The organism is Microbacterium telephonicum (genome assembly GCF_003651225.1).
Taxonomy (GTDB): domain Bacteria; phylum Actinomycetota; class Actinomycetes; order Actinomycetales; family Microbacteriaceae; genus Microbacterium; species Microbacterium telephonicum.
The window spans coordinates 835,242-853,919 of sequence record NZ_RCDB01000001.1 but is presented as its reverse complement, the minus strand read 5'-3'; the positions used below and the strand labels follow the sequence as shown (position 1 = coordinate 853,919).

Annotated in this window: 15 protein-coding genes; 6 read left to right on the top strand and 9 right to left on the bottom strand. The window is 71.3% G+C overall.

Annotation, left to right across the window (positions count from 1 at the left end):
- Positions 1-20: 20 nt before the first annotated feature.
- Positions 21-1,373 carry a 4-aminobutyrate--2-oxoglutarate transaminase gene (gabT, locus tag C7474_RS04165; protein WP_121057657.1) on the bottom strand — a complete coding sequence of 451 codons (1,353 nt, stop codon included), beginning with the start codon at positions 1,371-1,373 and terminating at the stop codon, positions 21-23.
- A gap of 114 nt (positions 1,374-1,487) precedes the next feature.
- Between gabT and C7474_RS04160 the strand changes: the two genes are divergently transcribed.
- Positions 1,488-3,005 (top strand): helix-turn-helix domain-containing protein, encoded by a 1,518-nt coding sequence (locus C7474_RS04160; RefSeq protein ID WP_121057900.1) that lies wholly within the window; start codon positions 1,488-1,490, stop codon positions 3,003-3,005.
- A 14-nt stretch (positions 3,006-3,019) separates the two neighbouring features.
- On the opposite strand, the gene C7474_RS04155 is transcribed toward C7474_RS04160, so the two are convergent.
- Together C7474_RS04155 and C7474_RS04150 are read right to left on the bottom strand one after the other, a co-directional pair.
- Positions 3,020-3,742, bottom strand: coding sequence for a VIT1/CCC1 transporter family protein (locus tag C7474_RS04155; RefSeq protein WP_121057656.1), 723 nt, complete (start codon positions 3,740-3,742; stop codon positions 3,020-3,022).
- A 78-nt stretch (positions 3,743-3,820) separates the two neighbouring features.
- Complete coding sequence (locus tag C7474_RS04150) at positions 3,821-5,302, bottom strand: helix-turn-helix transcriptional regulator (RefSeq protein ID WP_121057655.1); 1,482 nt, start codon at positions 5,300-5,302, stop codon at positions 3,821-3,823.
- A gap of 139 nt (positions 5,303-5,441) precedes the next feature.
- Between C7474_RS04150 and aceB the strand changes: the two genes are divergently transcribed.
- From aceB to C7474_RS04125, 5 genes are all read left to right on the top strand, one after another.
- Entirely contained in the window at positions 5,442-7,109 is a 1,668-nt protein-coding gene (gene aceB, locus C7474_RS04145) for a malate synthase A (RefSeq protein WP_422385775.1), read from the top strand.
- Between the two features lie 37 nt (positions 7,110-7,146).
- Positions 7,147-8,742, top strand: coding sequence for an isocitrate lyase (locus tag C7474_RS04140; RefSeq protein WP_121057653.1), 1,596 nt, complete (start codon positions 7,147-7,149; stop codon positions 8,740-8,742).
- Positions 8,743-8,833: 91 nt separating this feature from the next.
- Positions 8,834-9,511, top strand: a complete 678-nt coding sequence (locus C7474_RS04135; protein ID WP_199692357.1) for a GntR family transcriptional regulator — start codon at positions 8,834-8,836, stop codon at positions 9,509-9,511.
- Positions 9,508-10,755, top strand: a complete 1,248-nt coding sequence (locus C7474_RS04130) for an MFS transporter (protein WP_121057651.1) — start codon at positions 9,508-9,510, stop codon at positions 10,753-10,755. Before C7474_RS04135 ends, C7474_RS04130 begins: the two co-directional genes overlap by 4 nt.
- A 23-nt stretch (positions 10,756-10,778) precedes the next feature.
- Positions 10,779-11,978, top strand: coding sequence for a pyridoxal phosphate-dependent aminotransferase (locus C7474_RS04125; RefSeq protein WP_199692356.1), 1,200 nt, complete (start codon positions 10,779-10,781; stop codon positions 11,976-11,978).
- Positions 11,979-12,002: 24 nt separating this feature from the next.
- Here C7474_RS04125 and C7474_RS04120 read toward each other — a convergent pair whose 3' ends face one another.
- The 6 genes from C7474_RS04120 to C7474_RS04095 are packed head-to-tail and all read right to left on the bottom strand — an operon-like array spanning position 12,003 to position 18,586.
- Complete coding sequence (locus C7474_RS04120; protein ID WP_121057650.1) at positions 12,003-13,139, bottom strand: UDP-N-acetylmuramate dehydrogenase; 1,137 nt, start codon at positions 13,137-13,139, stop codon at positions 12,003-12,005.
- A gap of 2 nt (positions 13,140-13,141) precedes the next feature.
- Entirely contained in the window at positions 13,142-13,543 is a 402-nt protein-coding gene (locus C7474_RS04115) for a MaoC/PaaZ C-terminal domain-containing protein (RefSeq protein ID WP_121057649.1), read from the bottom strand.
- Positions 13,540-13,986 carry a MaoC family dehydratase N-terminal domain-containing protein gene (locus tag C7474_RS04110; RefSeq protein WP_121057648.1) on the bottom strand — a complete coding sequence of 149 codons (447 nt, stop codon included), beginning with the start codon at positions 13,984-13,986 and terminating at the stop codon, positions 13,540-13,542. The genes C7474_RS04115 and C7474_RS04110 overlap by 4 nt, the downstream gene beginning before the upstream one ends.
- Before the next feature lie 9 nt (positions 13,987-13,995).
- Positions 13,996-14,811: a sulfite exporter TauE/SafE family protein gene (locus tag C7474_RS04105; protein ID WP_121057647.1), complete on the bottom strand. Its 816-nt coding sequence runs from the start codon at positions 14,809-14,811 to the stop codon at positions 13,996-13,998.
- Positions 14,808-16,862 (bottom strand): ABC transporter ATP-binding protein, encoded by a 2,055-nt coding sequence (locus tag C7474_RS04100; RefSeq protein WP_121057646.1) that lies wholly within the window; start codon positions 16,860-16,862, stop codon positions 14,808-14,810. The genes C7474_RS04105 and C7474_RS04100 overlap by 4 nt, the downstream gene beginning before the upstream one ends.
- Positions 16,859-18,586: an ABC transporter ATP-binding protein gene (locus C7474_RS04095; RefSeq protein WP_121057645.1), complete on the bottom strand. Its 1,728-nt coding sequence runs from the start codon at positions 18,584-18,586 to the stop codon at positions 16,859-16,861. Before C7474_RS04095 ends, C7474_RS04100 begins: the two co-directional genes overlap by 4 nt.
- Positions 18,587-18,678 lie beyond the last annotated feature (92 nt).

Sequence of the window (18,678 nt, the reverse complement as noted above, 5' to 3'; positions counted from 1 at the left end):
TTCGGGGTTCGGGTCGCGGCTCAGGCGGCGGCGAGTGCGGCGGCGACGACGTCGATGCCCTCGCCGAGCAGGTCGTCGCCGATCGTGAGCGGCGGCAGGAAGCGGATGACGTTGCCGTAGGTGCCGCACGTGAGCACGATGACGCCCTCGGCGATCGCGGCCTTCGCGACGGCCGCGGTGAGGGCGGCATCCGGGGCGCCGGTGGCCGGGTCGACGAACTCGGCGGCGATCATCGCGCCGTGTCCGCGGACGTCGCCGATGCGCGCGTCCCCCGCCTGCAGCGCTTCGAGCCGGCCCCGCAGCAGCGCGCCGATCGCACGGGCGCGCTCCAGCAGCCCGTCGTTCTCGAGCGCGTCGATGGCGGCCAGCGCCGCCGCGCAGGCGACCGGGTTGCCGCCGTACGTGCCGCCGAGACCGCCGGTGTGCGACGCGTCCATGATCTCGGCGCGACCGGTCACGGCGGCCAGCGGCATCCCGCCGGCGATCCCCTTCGCGGTCGTGATGAGGTCGGGGACGACGCCGAACAGCTCGCTCGCGAACATCGCGCCGGTGCGGCCGAATCCGGACTGCACCTCATCGGCGATGAAGACGACGTCGTTCGCGCGGCACCAGTCGGCGATCGCCGGCAGGAAGCCGTCGGCGGGCACGATGAAGCCGCCCTCGCCCTGGATCGGCTCGATGACCACGGCGGCGAGGTTCTCGGCGCCCACCTGCTTCTCGATGATCGAGATCGCGCGAGCGGCGGCATCCGGGCCGGACAGGCCGTCGCGGAGGGGGTACGACATCGGCGCGCGGTAGATCTCGGAGGCGAACGGGCCGAAGCCCGACTTGTACGGCATCGCCTTGGCGGTGAGGGCCATCGTGAGGTTGGTGCGGCCGTGGTACCCGTGGTCGAACGCGACGACCGCCTGCTTCTTCGTGTACTTGCGCGCGATCTTCACCGCGTTCTCGACCGCCTCGGCGCCGGAGTTGAACAGCGCCGACTTCTTGGCGTGGTCGCCCGGGGTCAGCCGGTTGAGCGCCTCGGCGACGGCGACGTACGACTCGTACGGCGAGATCATGAAGCACGTGTGGGTGAACTGCGCCGCCTGGGCCGCGACGGCCTCGGCCACCCGCGGGTGGGCGCTGCCGACCGTCGTGACCGCGATGCCGGAGCCCAGGTCGATGAGCGAGTTGCCGTCGGCGTCGACGACGACGCCGCCACCCGCGGCCACGGCCTCGATCGGCACGGTGTGGCCGACGCCCGCCGCGACGGCGGCCGCCTTGCGCTCGAGCAGCTCCTGCGAGCGCGGACCCGGGATCGGGGTGACGATGCGGCGCTCCTGCGGGAGGGTGGGGCCGCCGAGGGGAACGGTGACGGGGGCGAGGCTCATGCCGCGATCGTACGAGCGACCGCGCGGTGCGGTCACTGTGCGTCGCGTCTGTTCTGCCTCCGCCCATGTACGTCGCGTACACCGCGACCGGATATGTTCGAGGCGGAGGACCCGATGACCGACCCCGCCCCCACGCTGCGCTCACTGCTGACGCGCCGCGACCTCGGCTTGACCCTCGCGCTGCCCGAGAGCGACCTGACGGAGGGCGCCCTCGACGCGCCGCTGCGCTGGGTGCACAGCTCCGACCTCGCCGATCCGACCCCGTTCCTCGCCGACGACCTGCTGCTGCTGACGACCGGCACGCAGTTCGACGGCGCCGCCGACGCGGAGCACACCGGGTACGTGGAGCGGCTGCGCCAGCGCGGGGTGCGCGGGCTCGGGTTCGGCACCGAAGTGGTGCGCGACGGCATCCCGCCGGCCCTGCTGGCTGCGTGCCGGGACACGCGGATGCCGCTGTTCGAGGTGCCGTACCGGACGCCGTTCATCGCGCTCGCGCGCGCCAACGCCGAGGCGATCGCCGCGGAGGCCTTCGCCCGGCGCACGTGGGCCTTGTCGGCGCAGCGCGCCCTGTCGCTCGCGGCGCTGCGCCCCGACGGGCTCAGCGCCACCGTCGCCGAGCTCGCCAAGCAGCTCGAGACCTGGGTGGGCCTCTACGACGCGGCGGGCATGCGGACGCACCAGGCCGGCGCACTCCCGCCGGAGATGCTCGCCGCCGTCGGCGAGGAGGTCGGCACGGTGCTGCGCCGCGGTGCCCGTGCCGGCTCGACGCTCGAACGAGGCGGCATCCGCTTCACCCTGCAGACCCTCGGACGCGGCGGACATCTGCGCGGGGCGATCGTCATCGCGGGCGGCGGCCTCGATCTCGAGGGGCGCGGCGTCGTGACCTCGGTCATCGCCATGGCGGGACTCGCCCTGGAGCAGAACGTGGGACTCGATCGGGCGTACGCCGCGCTGCGCGCCGCGCTCGTGCAGAGCCTCCTCACGGGCGAACCGGCCCTCGCGCGCCGCGTCGCCCGTGAGGTGTGGGGCGCGCTTCCCACGGCCCCCGTCACCGTGTCCGTGGCCCGCGTGCCGTCGACGCGCAGCGATGCGGCGTCCGGATGGCTCGAGCTGCAGGCGGCCGAGGCGCGCGGCACGGTGTTCCACGGCCGCGGACCGGAGGGACTCGTCGTGATCAGCAGCGAGGGATCGGTCGTCCCGCGCATTCTCGCGACGCTGTTCGACGCGGAGGTCGGCGTGTCACGTGCGGCACCGTACTCGGCGCTCGATGCCGCGCACGCCCAGGCGGTCGCCGCGCTGCGCCGCTCCACGTCCGGCGAGGCCGTGGACTTCGACGACGTCGCGGCGACGGGCGTGCTCGCGAGTCTCGACACCGCCGACGCCCGCGCGCGCGCCGACGCCCACCTGCGGCCGCTGCGCGACCACGATGCCGCGCACGGCACCGCCCTGGTCGAGACGGTGCGCGTCTGGCTTCAGCACGATGCGCGCATCGACGCCGCGGCCGCCGCGCTCGGCGTGCACCGGCACACCGTCCGCGCCCGCGTGTCCCAGGCGCAGACGCTCCTCGGCGTGGATCTCGCCGCGTTCCCCGCGCGCGCCGAGCTGTGGGCCGCCCTGATCGCGGCGCGCTGACCGCTCGGGGCGGATCAGCCGATGGTCGTGCCGAAGAGCGTGCCGACCAGGAACGTCGCCCCGAGCGCGATCGCCCCGCCCACGACGGTGCGGGTGATCGCGCGCCCGCGCCGCGCCCCGCCGATCCACGCGGCCACGTACCCGGTGATCGCGAGCGCGACGAGCACGGCCGCGAACGTCGCGACGATGCGCGCGGGATGCGGCAGCAGCAGGATCGTCGCCATCGGCAGGAGCGCCCCCACGAAGAACGCGACCGCCGACGCCGCCGCCGCGTGCCAGGGGCTCACGACGTCGTCCTGGTCGATGTTGAGCTCGACCGCGAGGTGCGCCCGCAGCGCGTCGGAGGCGGTCAGCTCGGTCGCGACGGCGGTCGCCGTCTGCCGGGTGAGCCCGCGCTGCTCGTAGAGGTCGATGAGCTCGTCGAGCTCGCCGTCCGGGTCGTCCGCGAGCTCGGAGCGCTCCTTCTCGATGAGCGCATGCTCGGTGTCGCGCTGACTCGACACCGAGACGTACTCCCCGAGGGCCATCGAGATCGCCCCGCCGACGAGCGCCGCCGACCCCGCGAGGAGCACCGGCATCACCTCGGGAGTCGCGCCCGCGACGCCGACGACGACGGCCGCGGTCGAGACGATGCCGTCATTGGCGCCGAGGACGCCGGCGCGCAGGCCGTTGAGCCGCTGCGCGAGCCCCGTCGCGTGGGGTTCGGGGCGATCGCCCGCGGCGGAGGCATGGGTCATGGGCTCACGGTAGGCCGCAGGCAGGGCGACCGCCAGCACGGACAGCCTTCCCTCACCGCCGCTCGGGCGACGCGCGCGTCACTGCGCGGGCGCGTGTGCCTCGAGGAACTCGTAGAGGTCGGTCGTGTCGACACCGGGGAACGCCCCCGTCGGCAGGGTCGCCAGCAGCGTGCGCGGCGTGCGCACGTTCGGCCACGCCTGCTCCCGCCACTGGGTCTCCAATTCGGCGGGCGCGCGACGGCAGCACACCTCGACGGCGTGGCGCGACGTGCCGCGGTTCTGCGTCTCGCGGCCGATGAACCACTTCGTGTCGTCGAAGCGCACCCCGACGCTGACCGAGTGGGCCCCCTCGCTCGAGGGCTCGACGCGCGCGGTGCACCAGTACGTGCCGTTGCCGGTGTCGGTGTACTGGAAGTAGGGGTTGAACTTGTCGGGGATGTCGAAGACGACGCGGCTCGTCCAGCGGCGGCAGCACAGCTGTCCCTCGATGGCCCCGAGGCGGTCGGCGGGGAAGTTCACGTCGTCGTTCTCGTACGCCTTCGTGATGGTGCCCGACTCGTGCACCTTGAGGAAGTGCACCCGGATGTCGAGGTGCCGGGTCGCGAGGTTCGTGAAGCGGTGCGCGGCGGTCTCGTAACTGACGGAGTACGCGTCGCGCAGGTCTTCGATCGAGATCGCGCGGCGCGCCTTGGCGTCCTGCAGGAACGGCGCCGCGTGCTGCTCGGGCACGAGGATCGCCCCCGTGAGGTAGTTCGTCTCCACGCGCTGGCGCAGGAACTCCGCATACGAGCGGGGCTCGGCGTGGCCCAGGATGCGGCTGGCGAGGGCCTGCAGCACGGCGGTGCGGGAGTCGCCGCGTGCCGGCACGGTGCTGGAGAGGTAGAGCCGGCCGTTCTTGATGTCGGCGACGCTGCGGGTGGATGCCGGCAGGTCGGGCACGTAGTGCAGCGAGAAGCCCAGGTGTGCGGCGATGTCGCTCGCGGTGCGCTGCGTGACCGGACCCCCGGGGTGCTCGACGGCGGCGAGGATGTCGGCGGCCTGCTGTTCGAGTTCGGCGAAGTGGTTGTCCTGCCGGCGCATGAGGTGGCGGAGGTCGACGTTCGCGCGTCGCGCCTCCTCCGGGGTGGCGGAACGCTCGTCGCGCAGCCGCTCGATCTCGCCCTGCAGCGCGATCATGGCCTTCAGCGCCTCGTCGGGCACGGTCTTGCCGATGCGGAACGGCGCGATCCCGAGCGCCTGGAAGGTGCCGCCCTTCATGGCGCGCTCCAGGGCGATCTCGAGCGTCGCGCGCTCGTCGAGCGGGTCGGCTTCCAGGAGCGCGTCGAGGTTCGTCCCGAGCGCGCGGGCGATGGCCTGCAGCAGGGTGAGTCGGGGTTCGCGCTTGCCCGTCTCGATCATCGAGAGCTGGCTCGGTGCGCGTCCGACGGCGGCGGCGAGTTCGTCGAGCGTCAGTCCCTTCGCGGTGCGCAGCTGACGGATGCGGCGACCGATCGTGAGCGCGTCGGCGGCGGCGTCTGCCTCGTCCGAACCTGAGGTTTTCAGAACATCGACGTTCGTCATGACCCGGAGTCTGTCACGAAGCGTGAAGTTCAGTCAATCTTCACATCCGAAATCGTCGGTTCGCGGGCGATTCTTCTCGCAGAGTGGTCACCACGACCAGCCGCTCCGAGCGGACGAGCATCCACTGAAAGGCACGATCATGTCGCTTTCGACCATGGGCATCGCGCCCACCCTCCGCCCCACCACCGGACCGATCCCCACCGCGGAGCCGCGCATCGAGATCGCCGGCCCGGTCCGCGAGCGCTACGAGGAGATCCTCACCGCCGAGGCCCTCGCCTTCCTCACCGAGCTGCACGTCCGCTTCGCCGGCCGCCGGCACGACCGCCTCGCCGCCCGGATGCGGCGCCGCTTCGAGATCGGCAACGGACACGACCCGCAGTTCCGCAGCGACACCGCCCACATCCGCGACGACGCCGACTGGCGCGTGGCCGGCGCGGGTCCGGGACTCGAGGACCGCCGCGTGGAGATCACCGGCCCGACCGACCCCAAGATGACGATCAACGCCCTCAACTCGGGCGCGAAGGTGTGGCTCGCCGACCAGGAGGACGCGACGAGCCCGACGTGGCGCAACGTGATCGAGGGCCAGCTCTCGCTGTTCGACGCGATCCGCGGACAGTTGACGCACACGAGCGCCGAGGGCAAGCAGTACGCGGTCACCGCGACCGAGACGCCGACGATCGTGATGCGCCCGCGCGGCTGGCACCTCGTCGAGGAGCACCTGCGCTTCACCGACCGCCACGGCCGCACGATGGCGGCATCCGGCTCGCTCGTGGACTACGGCCTGTACTTCTTCCACAACGCGCAGGCGCTCATCGACGCCGGCCGCGGTCCGTACTTCTACCTGCCCAAGATCGAGTCCGCCGAAGAAGCCGGGCTGTGGGACGACGTGTTCACCTTCAGCGAGGAGTACATCGGCATCCCGCACGGCACGATCCGCGCGACCGTGCTCATCGAGACGCTCCCGGCCGCGTTCGAGATGGAGGAGATCCTGTTCGAGCTGCGCGACCACGTCGCCGGTCTGAACGCGGGCCGCTGGGACTACATCTTCTCGATGATCAAGAACTACCGCGGCCGTGGCGCCCGCTTCGTGCTGCCCGACCGCAGCCAGGTCACCATGACGGTGCCGTTCATGCGGGCCTACACCGAACTGCTCGTGCAGACGTGCCACAAGCGCGGCGCCTTCGCGATCGGCGGCATGAGCGCGTTCATCCCGAACCGCCGCGACCCCGAGGTGACGGCGCAGGCGTTCGAGAAGGTCGCGGCCGACAAGAAGCGCGAGGCCGGCGACGGCTTCGACGGCACCTGGGTCGCCCACCCCGACCTGATCCCGGTCGCGCGCGCCGAGTTCGATGCGGTGCTCGGCGAGCGCCCCAACCAGGTCGACCGGCTGCGCCCCGACGTGCAGGTGAGCGCGGATCAGCTCATCGATTGCCACATCGGCAGCCCCATCACCGCCGACGGCGTGCGCGGCAACGTCTCGGTCGCCATCCGCTACATCGAGGCGTGGCTGCGGGGCCTGGGCGCCGTCGCGATCGACAACCTGATGGAGGATGCCGCGACCGCCGAGATCAGCCGCTCGCAGGTGTGGCAGTGGATCCATCAGGATCGTCGCACCGCCGACGGCACCGCGATCACGCGCGAGTACATCGAGGGACTCATCGACGAGGTGCTGGGCGAGGCCCCCCGCCACGACGGTGACCGATTCGACGACGCCGCCGACGTCTTCCGCAGCGTCGCGCTCGAGGAGGACTTCCCCGCCTTCCTGACCATCCCTGCCTACACGCGGTTCCTCGTCGAATCCGCGTGACCGGCATCCATCCCACCCCCTCATCGAAGGACACGACATGACCACCTACCAGGACGACATCGACGCCATCCGGGACCTCAAGCAGCAGGTCGGCGCCCCGTGGGACGCCATCGACCCCGAAGCGGTCGCGCGGATGCGGGCGCAGAACCGCTTCCGCACCGGTCTCGAGATCGCGCAGTACACCGCCGACATCATGCGCCGGGACATGGCCGCCTACGACGCCGACGCGTCGGTGTACACGCAGTCGCTCGGCGTCTGGCACGGCTTCATCGGGCAGCAGAAGATGATCTCGATCAAGAAGCACCTGAAGTCGACCGACAAGCGCTACCTGTACCTCTCGGGCTGGATGGTCGCCGCGCTGCGCTCGGAGTTCGGGCCGCTGCCCGACCAGTCGATGCACGAGAAGACGGCGGTGCCGGCCCTGATCGAGGAGCTGTACACGTTCCTCCGCCAGGCCGACGCCCGCGAGCTCGACCTGCTGTTCACGAAGCTCGACGAGGCCCGTCGCGCGGGCGACGAGACCGCCGAGGAGTTCATCCGCTCGCAGATCGACAGCCACGAGACCCACGTGGTGCCCATCATCGCCGACATCGACGCCGGCTTCGGCAACCCCGAGGCGACGTACCTGCTGGCCAAGAAGATGATCGAGGCCGGCGCCTGCGCCATCCAGATCGAGAACCAGGTCTCCGACGAGAAGCAGTGCGGCCACCAGGACGGCAAGGTCACGGTGCCGCACGCGGACTTCATCGCCAAGATCAACGCGGTGCGCTACGCGTTCCTCGAGCTCGGCATCGACAACGGCGTCATCGTCGCCCGCACCGACTCGCTCGGCGCCGGCCTCACGCAGAAGCTCGCCGTGACGACCGAGCCCGGCGACCTCGGCGACCGGTACAACTCGTTCCTCGACGTCGACGAGGTCACCGCCGAGAGCCTCGGCAACGGCGACGTCGTGCTCACGCGCGGCGACACGCTGGTGCGCCCGAAGCGGCTGGCGAGCAACCTGTACCGGTTCCGTCCGGGCACCGGCGAAGAGCGTTGCGTGCTCGACTGCATCACGTCGCTGCGCAGCGGCGCCGACCTGCTGTGGATCGAGACCGAGAAGCCGCACATCGAGCAGATCGCCGGGATGGTCGACGCGATCCGCGAGGTGATCCCCGACGCGAAGCTCGTCTACAACAACAGCCCGTCGTTCAACTGGACGCTGAACTTCCGTCAGCAGGCGTATGACCGCCTCGCCGCACAGGGCGAGGACGTGTCGGCCTACGACCGCGCCGACCTCATGAACGCGGTCTACGACGACACGGCGCTCGGCCGGGAGGCCGACGAGCGGATCCGCTCGTTCCAGCGCGACGCCTCGGCGCGCGCCGGCGTCTTCCACCACCTGATCACCCTGCCGACCTACCACACGGCCGCCCTGTCGACCGACGACCTCGCGAAGGGCTACTTCGGCGACGAGGGCATGCTCGCCTACGTCGCGGGGGTGCAGCGGCGCGAGATCCGCGAGGGCATCGCGACGGTGAAGCACCAGAACATGGCCGGCAGCGACATCGGCGACAACCACAAGGAGTACTTCGCCGGGGACGCGGCCCTCAAGGCCGGCGGGGCCGACAACACGATGAACCAGTTCGGCTGACCGACCCCCCTGGGGGACGGGGGCGAGGGGGCGGATGCCGAGGCATCCGCCCCCTCTGCATCTCGCCTTGAATACGACTAGTATCTATGTTGTGAACGAAACGACCCCGAATGCCGCCGACCTCGTCTACGCGCGCGTCAAGCAGCGCATCCTGCAGGGCGACCTCGAAGGGGGCCGCATGCTCAGCGAGGGCGAGCTCGCCGCCGAGCACGGCGTGAGCCGCACGCCCGTGCGCGAGGCGTTCCTCCGACTGCAGGCCGAGGGCTGGATGCGGCTGTACCCGAAGCGTGGCGCGCTCGTGGTCGAATCCACGCCCGGCGAGATCGCGCAGGTGCTCGAGGCGCGGCGCCTACTGGAGAACTATGCGGTGCAGCGCACGGTCGGCGACGAGCACACCCGGCAGGACCTCGCGGCCGAGCTGGCTCGCGCCGTCGACGCGCAGCGCCGCGCGGCGCAGGCCGACGACACCGAGGCCTTCGTCTCGGCCGACGCGGACTTCCACAACGCGATCATCCGCTCCGCCGGCAACACCCTCCTCACGACCTTCGCCGAGGGGTTGCGCCAGCGGCAGCAGCGCGTCACCGCGACCTCGATCCGCACCCCCGAGCGGATGACGGCCGTCGTCGCCCGACACGAGCGCCTTGCCGCCGCGATCGCCGCGGGCGACGCGGACGCGTTCCGCACGACGCTCGACGCCCACTTCGAGGCCGCCCATGGCGTGCGCGCGGGCACATCGCCCGCCGATCAGACGGCGGGAGCGGCCCGATGAGCGCCGCGACGACGCCGATCGCGATCGCCGACGCAGCTCGGCACCGCACGAAGCCGTGGCTGCGCGCCGCCGCCGCACTGTTCGCGGTCGCATGGGGCGGCAACGAGTTCACGCCGCTGCTGGTCACCTACCGGCTGCACGACAACCTCGGCGCGCTCACGGTGAACGTCCTGCTCGGCGCCTACGTCATCGGCATCGTCCCCGCGCTCCTGCTCGGCGGGCCCCTGTCGGACCGATTCGGCCGTCGCCCCCTCCTGCTGCCCGCTCCCCTGATCGCGCTCGCGGGCTCGGCCGTCCTCGCCGCCGCGGCGGGCGAGCCCGTGCTTCTGTTCGCGGGCCGGGTGCTCTCCGGCGTCGCGCTCGGCCTCGTGATGGCCGTCGGGACGGCCTGGATCAAAGAGCTCTCCGAGGCCCCCTTCGACGCTTCCGCATCGGGGTCGGGCGCGCGGCGTGCGGCACTTTCGCTCACGACGGGGTTCGCGCTCGGCGCGGCCGTCGCGGCGGCGCTCGCGCAGTTCGCCCCGCTCCCCGAGGTGCTGCCCTATCTCGTCAACGTGGCGCTGTGCGCGGCGTCGTTCGCCTTCGCACTGCGCACCCCCGAATCGCACCCGCGCGACCCGGCCCGCGGCGGGCGGCTGCGCGACGACCTGCGCATCCCGTCGGCGAGCCACCGGCGCTTCCTCGGCGTCGTCGCGCCAATGTCGCCGTGGGTGTTCGGCACCGCGGCATCCGCCTACGCGATCCTCCCGGCGCTGCTGGTCGACCGGGTCGCCGGGTTCGAGGTCGGCTTCGCGGGACTCATGTGCCTCGTGAGCCTCGGCTGCGGCGTCGGGGCCCAGACGCTCGCGCGCCGCATCGACCTGCCGGGCGGATGCCGCGGCGTCACCGCGGCCCTCGCGGCCGTCGTGCCGGGCATGCTGCTCGCGGCCGCGACGGCGCTGACCTGGTCGGTCGCCCTCGCCCTCGTCGCCGCAGCCGCCCTCGGCATCGGCTACGGGCTGCTGCTCGTGGGCGGACTCATGGAGGTGCAGCGGATCGCGGGCCCCGACGATCTCGCGGGCCTGACCGCGGTGTTCTACTCGCTGAGCTACGTCGGCTTCTTCGTGCCCGCCGTCCTCGCGGCGATCAGTCCCGTGATCGGCTACCCGACCCTGTTCGTCGCGGGCGCCGTTATCGCGGCGCTGTCGGCCGCGCTCGTGTGGCGTGCGCACGTGAACGGCAAGCGGCGCGCGCTCGCGGCCTGACCCCGCCGACTACGCTGGGTGCCGTGACCGAACGCGCCCCCGTCTCCCGCAAGCTGTCGTCCATCGCCGAATCGGCGACCCTCAAGGTCGACGCGAAGGCGAAGGCCCTCAAGTCCGAGGGCAAGCCCGTCATCTCGTACGCCGCCGGCGAGCCAGATTTCGCGACACCGCAGTTCATCGTGGATGCCGCGGCCGAGGCGCTGCGCGACCCCGCGAACTTCCGCTACACGCCCGCGGCGGGCCTGCCGGTGCTGCGCGAGGCGATCGCCGCCAAGACCCTGCGCGACTCGGGGTTGGAGGTGCCGGCATCCCGCGTCATCGTCACCAACGGCGGCAAGCAGGCCGTCTACCAGGCCTTCCAGGCCGTCGTGAACCCCGGCGACGAGGTGCTGCTGCCCGCGCCCTACTGGACGACCTACCCCGAGGCGATCGCCCTCGCCGACGGCGTGCCGGTCGAGGTGTTCGCCGGGGCCGACCAGGAATACAAGGTCACCGTCGAACAGCTCGAGGCGGCGCGCACCGAGAAGACGACGGTGCTCGTGTTCGTGTCGCCCTCGAACCCGACCGGCTCGGTGTACACACCTGACGAGACCAAGGCCATCGGCGAGTGGGCGCTCGAGCACGGCATCTGGGTGATCAGCGACGAGATCTACCAGAACCTCGTCTACGAGGGCGCCCGCGCCGTGTCGATCGTCGAGGCGGTGCCCGAGCTCGCCGAGCAGACGATCCTCGTCAACGGCGTCGCGAAGACGTACGCGATGACCGGCTGGCGCGTCGGCTGGATGGTCGGACCCGCCGCGGCGATCAAGGTCGCCGGCAACCTGCAGTCGCACCTCAGCTCGAACGTCAACAACGTCGCCCAGCGTGCGGCGCTGGCCGCCCTCACCGGCCCGCAGACCGAGGCCGAGGACATGCGGGCGGCGTTCGACCGGCGTCGCCGACTGATCGTGGCGGAGCTGTCGAAGATTCCCGGCGTCACCGTTCCGAACCCGCTGGGCGCGTTCTACGTCTACCCCGACGTGACGGGCCTGCTCGGACGCGACTGGCACGGCACGACGGTGACGACCTCGCTCGAGCTCGCCGACCTCATCCTCGACCGCGCCGAGGTCGCCGTGGTCCCCGGTGAGGCCTTCGGCCCGTCCGGCTACCTGCGGCTGTCGTACGCCCTCGGCGACGACGCGCTGCTCGAGGGCATCCAGCGCCTCCAGCGCCTCTTCTCCTGAGGCACCGCGCCGGTCGGGGTCGGGCTAGAGCTCGACCCCCACGAGCACGGGCTCGGGCTGCAGGATGAGTCCGAACTCGGACTGCACCCGCCCCTGGATGAAGCGCGCGAGCTCCGCGAGCTCCGCCGCCGTCGCACCGCCCCGGTTGGTCAGGGCGAGGGCGTGCTTGGTCGACAGGCCCGCGCGCGAGCGCGGCAGCCGGAAGCCCTTGCGCAGGCCGGCGTGCTCGATGAGCCACGCCGCGCTGACCTTGACATCGGGCTCACCCGAGGTCGGCGACGGCACGATGCCGTCGTAGCGGTCGAGCGGGATGACGGTGACGGGGTCGAGGTCGGGCGCGACGGGCCAGCGCGGGCACTCGTCCGGGAGCGTGCGGGCGAAGGATGCCGACACGACGGCGTTCTGGAAGAACGACCCGGCGCTGGAGGTGTCGGGGTCGGCGTCATCGAGCACCATGCCCTTGCGGGCGCGGGTCGCGAGCACCGTCTCGCGCACCCAGCGCAGCGTCACCGGCTGGTCGGGGGCGACCCCGAGTGCCGCGCGCAGCTGCGGCCCCTGCAGGACGTACTCGCCGTGCCCGACCTCGCGCAGTTCGAGCGTGACCGACAGGATGACGCCCGGGCGCTCGGCGACCGAGCCGTAGTGGTTCTTCAGCACCGACGTGCGGAAGCCGAGCTTCAGATCGGCGGCGGGCACGACCGAGACCTCGCCGGTGGCCTCGTCGAGCAGCTCGACCTCGACGAGGGTCTGCACGATCTCCTGACCGTACGCGCCGACGTTCTGCACGGGGGCGGCGCCGACGGTGCCGGGGATGCCCGACATCGCCACGATGCCCGACAGCCCTTCGGCGACGGCGTACTCGACCAGCTCGTCCCAATCGTGTCCGGCCTGCACGCGCAGACGTGCGCGACCCTCGATCGGCGACGGGAGCCGCTCGATCCCCCGCGTGCGCACGAGCACCACGGTGCCGTCGAACGGGTCGTCACCGACGAGCAGGTTCGATCCGCCGCCGACGACGAGCCAGGGCTCGCCCGAGGCCCAGAGGTCGCGCAGCGTCGAGACGAGCTCGTCGGTCGTGCGCGCCTCGACGAGACGGGTGGGGGTGCCGCCGGCACGCAGGGTCGTGAGCCGCGACAGGGGAAGGGGGGCGATCTCGGGCATCGTCACGCGCGGACGCGCACCTGCGCCTTCCCGAGCACGGTCGTCCCGCCGCTGGTGACGGTCAGGTCGACGCGCAGGGTCTCGTCGTCCACGGCGCCGACGGTCGCGACCACCGTTACGTCGGCGCCGTCCTCGGCCGAGACGACGACGGGTCGCGTGAAGCGCACGCCGTACTCGAGGATGCGGCCCGAGTCGCCGAGCCACTCCACGATGGTCTCGACGGCGAGGCCCATCGTGAGCATGCCGTGGGCGAGCACACCCGGCAGCCCGACGCGGGCGGCGACGTCGTCGCGGTAGTGGATGGGGTTGAAATCGCCAGAGGCGCCCGCGTAGCGCACGAGCGACTCACGGGTCAGGTGCACGGTGCGCTCGGCGACGACGGCGCCGACCTCGATCGCGGTCATTCGTCGCCTCCGATCAGCAGCACCGACGTCGCGGTGACGACGTGGGCGCCGTCGCGGTCGGTCACCTCGGCGTCGCTGGTGACCATGGCCCCCTTGCCGAACGCGCGGATGCCGGTGACCGTCAGCCGGGCGACGAGCTCGTCGCCGGCGACGATCGGCCGCGTGTATCGGAAGCGCTGCTCGGCGTGCACCGTGCGCTCCAGCACGATGCCGGAGTCGGGAGCGGCCAGCAGCTGCTGCAGCGTCAGGTCCTGCACGACCATCGCGAACGTCGGCGGTGCGACGACGTCAGGGTAGCCGAGCGCCTGCGCGGCGGCGGGGTCGGTGTGCTGCGGGTCGGTGGCGTGCACGGCACGCGCGAACTCGCGCACCTTCTCACGCCCGACGAGGTAGGGGGCGGTCGGCGGGAAGTCTCGGCCGACCAGCTCGGGGTTCACGGACACCGTTCGATCCTACCGATCGGATGCCGGGGGCTTCCGGTTCGCGCGCACCGCCCGCACCGCCATCTGCGCCGCGATGAAGATGATGAAGGCCGCGAAGAGGATGTTGGCCGCGAGCGGCGTCAGCAGCGTCGCGATCCAGGCGCCGAGCGCCGTGGTGGTGCAGGCGGCCACGCCGATGCAGGCGGCGGCGAGCAGGTCGACGTTGCCGCGGCGGATGTTGCCGATGGTCCCCGACAGGGCCGTCGGGATCATCATGAGCAGCGAGGTGCCCTTGGCGACGAGGTCGTCGGCGCCGAAGAGGATCATGAGCGCCGGGACGACGATGATGCCGCCGCCGACGCCGAGGAGCCCCGCCATGATGCCCGTGAACACGCCGAGCACGAGCAGGCCCGCCCCCGACCACCAGGCGAGCGCGATGTCGTCGCCGCGCTCGGGGACGACGACGAACAGCATCACGACGACGATCGCGAGGAAGCCGATGAAGCCCCACCGCAGCACGTTCTGCGACAACCGTGCGAGCAGCCACGTGCCGATCTGGGCGCCGCCGACGGCGCCGACGGCGAGCAGGATCGCGGCGAGCCAGTCGACCGAGCCGTGCACGGCGTACGAGATGACGCCGACGGTCGCGGTCGGCACGATCGCGGCGAGCGACGTCCCCGCCGCGAGGCGCTGGTCGAAGGCGAGCAGCAGCACGAGCAGCGGCACGATGACGGTGCCGCCGCCGACGCCGAACAGACCCGACAGCAGACCCGCGGCCAGGCCGATGCCGACGCAGGAGAGGATGAACCTCGCGGACCGGGGACGTTCGGCGCGCAGGTCGCTCACGACTGCGGCTCCGCCGCGAGGGCCGCTGCGTCGTCGTCGTCGGAGGTCGCCGCCTGCTCGAACTGCGAGCGGTACAGACGGAAGTACGCGCCCTCGGCGGCGATGAGCTCGTCGTGCGTGCCCTTCTCCACGATGTCGCCGTGCTCCATCACGAGGATCAGGTCGGCGTCGCGGATGGTCGAGAGCCGGTGCGCGATGACGAACGACGTGCGCCCCTCGCGCAGGGCCGACATCGCATGCTGCAGCAGCAGCTCGGTGCGGGTGTCGACCGAGCTCGTCGCCTCGTCGAGGATCAGCACGCTCGGCTGCGCGACGAAGGCCCGCGCGATCGTGATGAGCTGCTTCTCACCGGCCGAGACGTTGGAGGCGTCCTCGTCGAGCACGGTGTCGTACCCGTCGGGCAGCGAGTGCACGAAACGGTCCACGCGCGTGGCGACGGCGGCATCCACGATCTCGTCGTCGGTGGCCGACTCGCGCCCGTAGCGGATGTTCTCGCGGATGCTGCCGGCGAACAGCCACGGGTCCTGAAGCACCATGCCGGTGCGCGAGCGCACGTCGTCGCGGGTGAGCGCGGCGATGTCCTGGCCGTCGAGGAGGATGCGGCCGCCGTCGAGCTCGTAGAAGCGCATGAGCAGGTTGACGAGCGTCGTCTTGCCGGCGCCGGTGGGTCCGACGATCGCGACGGTCTGACCGGGTTCGACCCGGAAGGAGAGGTCGCTGATGAGGGGACGGTCGGGCGAGTACGAGAAGCGCACGTGCTCGAACTCGATCACGCCGGCACCGCCGGCGAGGGCGGGGGCGTCGGCGGCGTCGGGGTCCTGCTCGTCCTCGTCGAGCAGCTCGAAGACGCGCTCGGCCGAGGCCGTGCCGGACTGCACGACGGCGGCCATGCCGCCCAGCTCGCTCAGCGGCTGCGTGAACTGCTGGGAGTACTGGATGAATGCCTGCACATCGCCGAGCCGCAGCTGGCCGGAGGCGACCATGAGACCGCCGAGCACGGCGATGCCGACGTAGGTCAGGTTCCCGATGAACATCATGCCGGGCATGATCATGCCGGAGAGGAACTGCGCCTTGAAAGCGGCGTCGTAGAGCTCGTCGTTCTCCTGCGCGAACCGGTCGGCCATGTCGCGCTCGCGACCGTAGACGCGCACGAGCGCGTGCCCCGAGAACGACTCCTCGACGCGGGCGTTGAGCCGGCCGACCTTGCGCCACTGCGTCTGGAACGCCTTCTGCGAGCGCGGACCGATGATGCCGAAGATGACGCCCATGAGCGGCAGCGCCACGAGCGCGACGATCGCGAGCTGCCAAGAGATCGAGAACATCATGATGAGCACGCCGATGACGGTGAGCACGTTGGTGAGCGCCGTCGACAGCGACTGCTGCATCGTCTGCGTGATGTTGTCGATGTCGTTGGTGACGCGTGAGATCAGCTCGCCGCGCTGCACCTTGTCGAAGTACGACAGCGGCAGCCGGTTGATCTTCGCCTCGACGTCTTCGCGCAGCCGCCACATGGTGCGCACCATGATGATGTTGATGACGTAGCCCTGCAGCCAGGTGAGCACGGCGGAGACGACGTAGATCGCGAGCACCGCGACGACGACCCAGCGCAGGCGCTCGAAGTCGACGCCGGCGCCGACCTGGAAGTTCGGCATCGCCGAGACGATGTTCGCGAAATCGGTCTGCCCGGCCGCCTGCAGCGCGGCGACGACGTCGGCCTGCGAGGTGCCGGCCGGGAAGGTGCCCCCGAGGGAGGCCGAGACCACGCCTTCGAAGATGATGTTGGTGGCCTCACCGAGCACCTTCGGTGCGATGACGGCGAGCACGACGCCGATCGCGCCCAGCAGCGACACGAAGCCGAACGCCACGGCGTGCGGGCGCAGCAGCCCGATCATGCGCCGGAAGCTGGGACCGAAGTTCGCGGCCTTGCCGGGTGCGACGGAGTCCCAGTCGCCGGAGTTCTGGCGGGCCTGTTCGGCGAGCTCGAGTTCGAGCTTCTCCTCTTCGGTCAGCTCCGCGTCGCGCGTGGTTCCTGAGCTTGTCGAAGGGCTCATGCGTCCACCCCCAGCTGCGACTCGACGATCTCGCGGTATGTCTCGTTGGACGCGAGCAGGTCGGCGTGGGTGCCGAGGCCCACCATCTTCCCGTCGTCGAGGACGACGATGCGGTCGGCGTCGGTGACCGTCGAGATGCGCTGCGCGACGACGATCTTCGTCACCCCCGGCAGCTCCCGCCACAGCGCCTGCCTCAGGCGGGCGTCGGTGGTGAGGTCGAGGGCCGAGAACGAGTCGTCGAAGACCAAGATGTCGGGGCGGCGCACGATCGCCCGGGCGATCGACAGGCGCTGCCGCTGACCGCCCGAGACGTTCGTGCCGCCCTGGGCGATTCGGCCGCCGAGGCCGCCCTCCATCTCGGAGACGAAGTCGCGGCCCTGCGCGATCTCGAGGGCGTGCCACAGCTCGTCGTCGGTGGCGTCCTCCCGCCCGAACCGCAGGTTCGATGCCACGGTGCCGGTGAACAGGAAGGCCTTCTGCGGCACGTAGCCGATGCCGGCCCAGAGCCGGTCGAGGTCGGCGGCGCGCACGTCGACGCCCGCAACGCGCACGGTGCCGGAGGTGACGTCGAACAGCCGCGGCAGCAGCGAGACGAGGGTGGTCTTGCCCGAGCCGGTCGACCCGACGATCGCGATGGTCTCCCCCGGCGCGGCGGTGAAGCTGATGCCCTGCAGGACGGGGTAGTCGGCGCCCGGGTAGGTGAAGGTGACGTCGTCGAACTCGACGGTGCCGGGGGTCGGGAACTCCGTCACCGGCTGCGCGGGCCGCTCGAGGGCGTCGTCGGAGTCGAGCACCTCGCCGATACGGTCGGCCGAGACCGCGGCGCGGGGGATCATGATCGTCATGAACGTCGCCATGAGCACGCCCATGAGGATCTGGCCGACGTACTGCATGAACGCGAAGAGGGTGCCGATCTCGACGTTGCCGGCATCCACCTGGATACCGCCGAACCAGATCACGCCGACGACGGTCACGTTGAGCACGAGCATCGCGAGGGGGAACATCAGCACGAACAGCGATCCGACCTTGCGGCCGACGACCATGATGTCGGTGTTGGCGACGCGGAAGCGTCCCTCCTCGATGCGCTCGCGCACGAACGCGCGCACCACGCGCACGCCGGTGAGCTGCTCGCGCATGACGCGGTTCACGTTGTCGAGCTTCACTTGGTAGCTGCGGAACAGCGGCACCATGCGGCCGACGATGATGACGGCGACGACGAGCAGAGCGGGGACCGAGACCGCGATGAGCCAGCTGAGCCCGACATCCTGCTGGACGGCCATGATGATGCCGCCGATGGCCAGCAGCGGCGCGGTGACGAGCATGGTCGCGCCCATCATCGCGAGCATCTGCACCTGCTGCACGTCGTTCGTGTTGCGCGTGATGAGGGTGCCGGCGCCGAAGCGCGACACCTCGCGCTCGGAGAACGCGCTCACCTTGCCGTAGACGTCGCGGCGGATGTCGCGGCCCATCCCCATCGCGGCCTTCGCGGCGAAGTAGGTCGCGATGACCGAGGCGACGATCTGCCCGAAGGCGATCGCGAGCATCATCACGCCCTGCGACCAGATGTAGGCGGTGTCGCCGGTGGCGACGCCCTTGTCGATGATGTCGGCGTTCAGGCGCGGCAGGTACAGCGAGGCCATCGCCGAGGCGAATTGGAAGACCAGCACGCCGACCAGCAGCCCGAGATGGGGCTTGAGGTATCGGACGAGGAGCTTTCCGAGCATGGGGCATCTCCGATCACACCGCTCAGAGGGAACGGTTCATCGTATCCGCCGCCGCCGACATCCAGAGGCCGTCCGCCGACGGCATCCGTCCC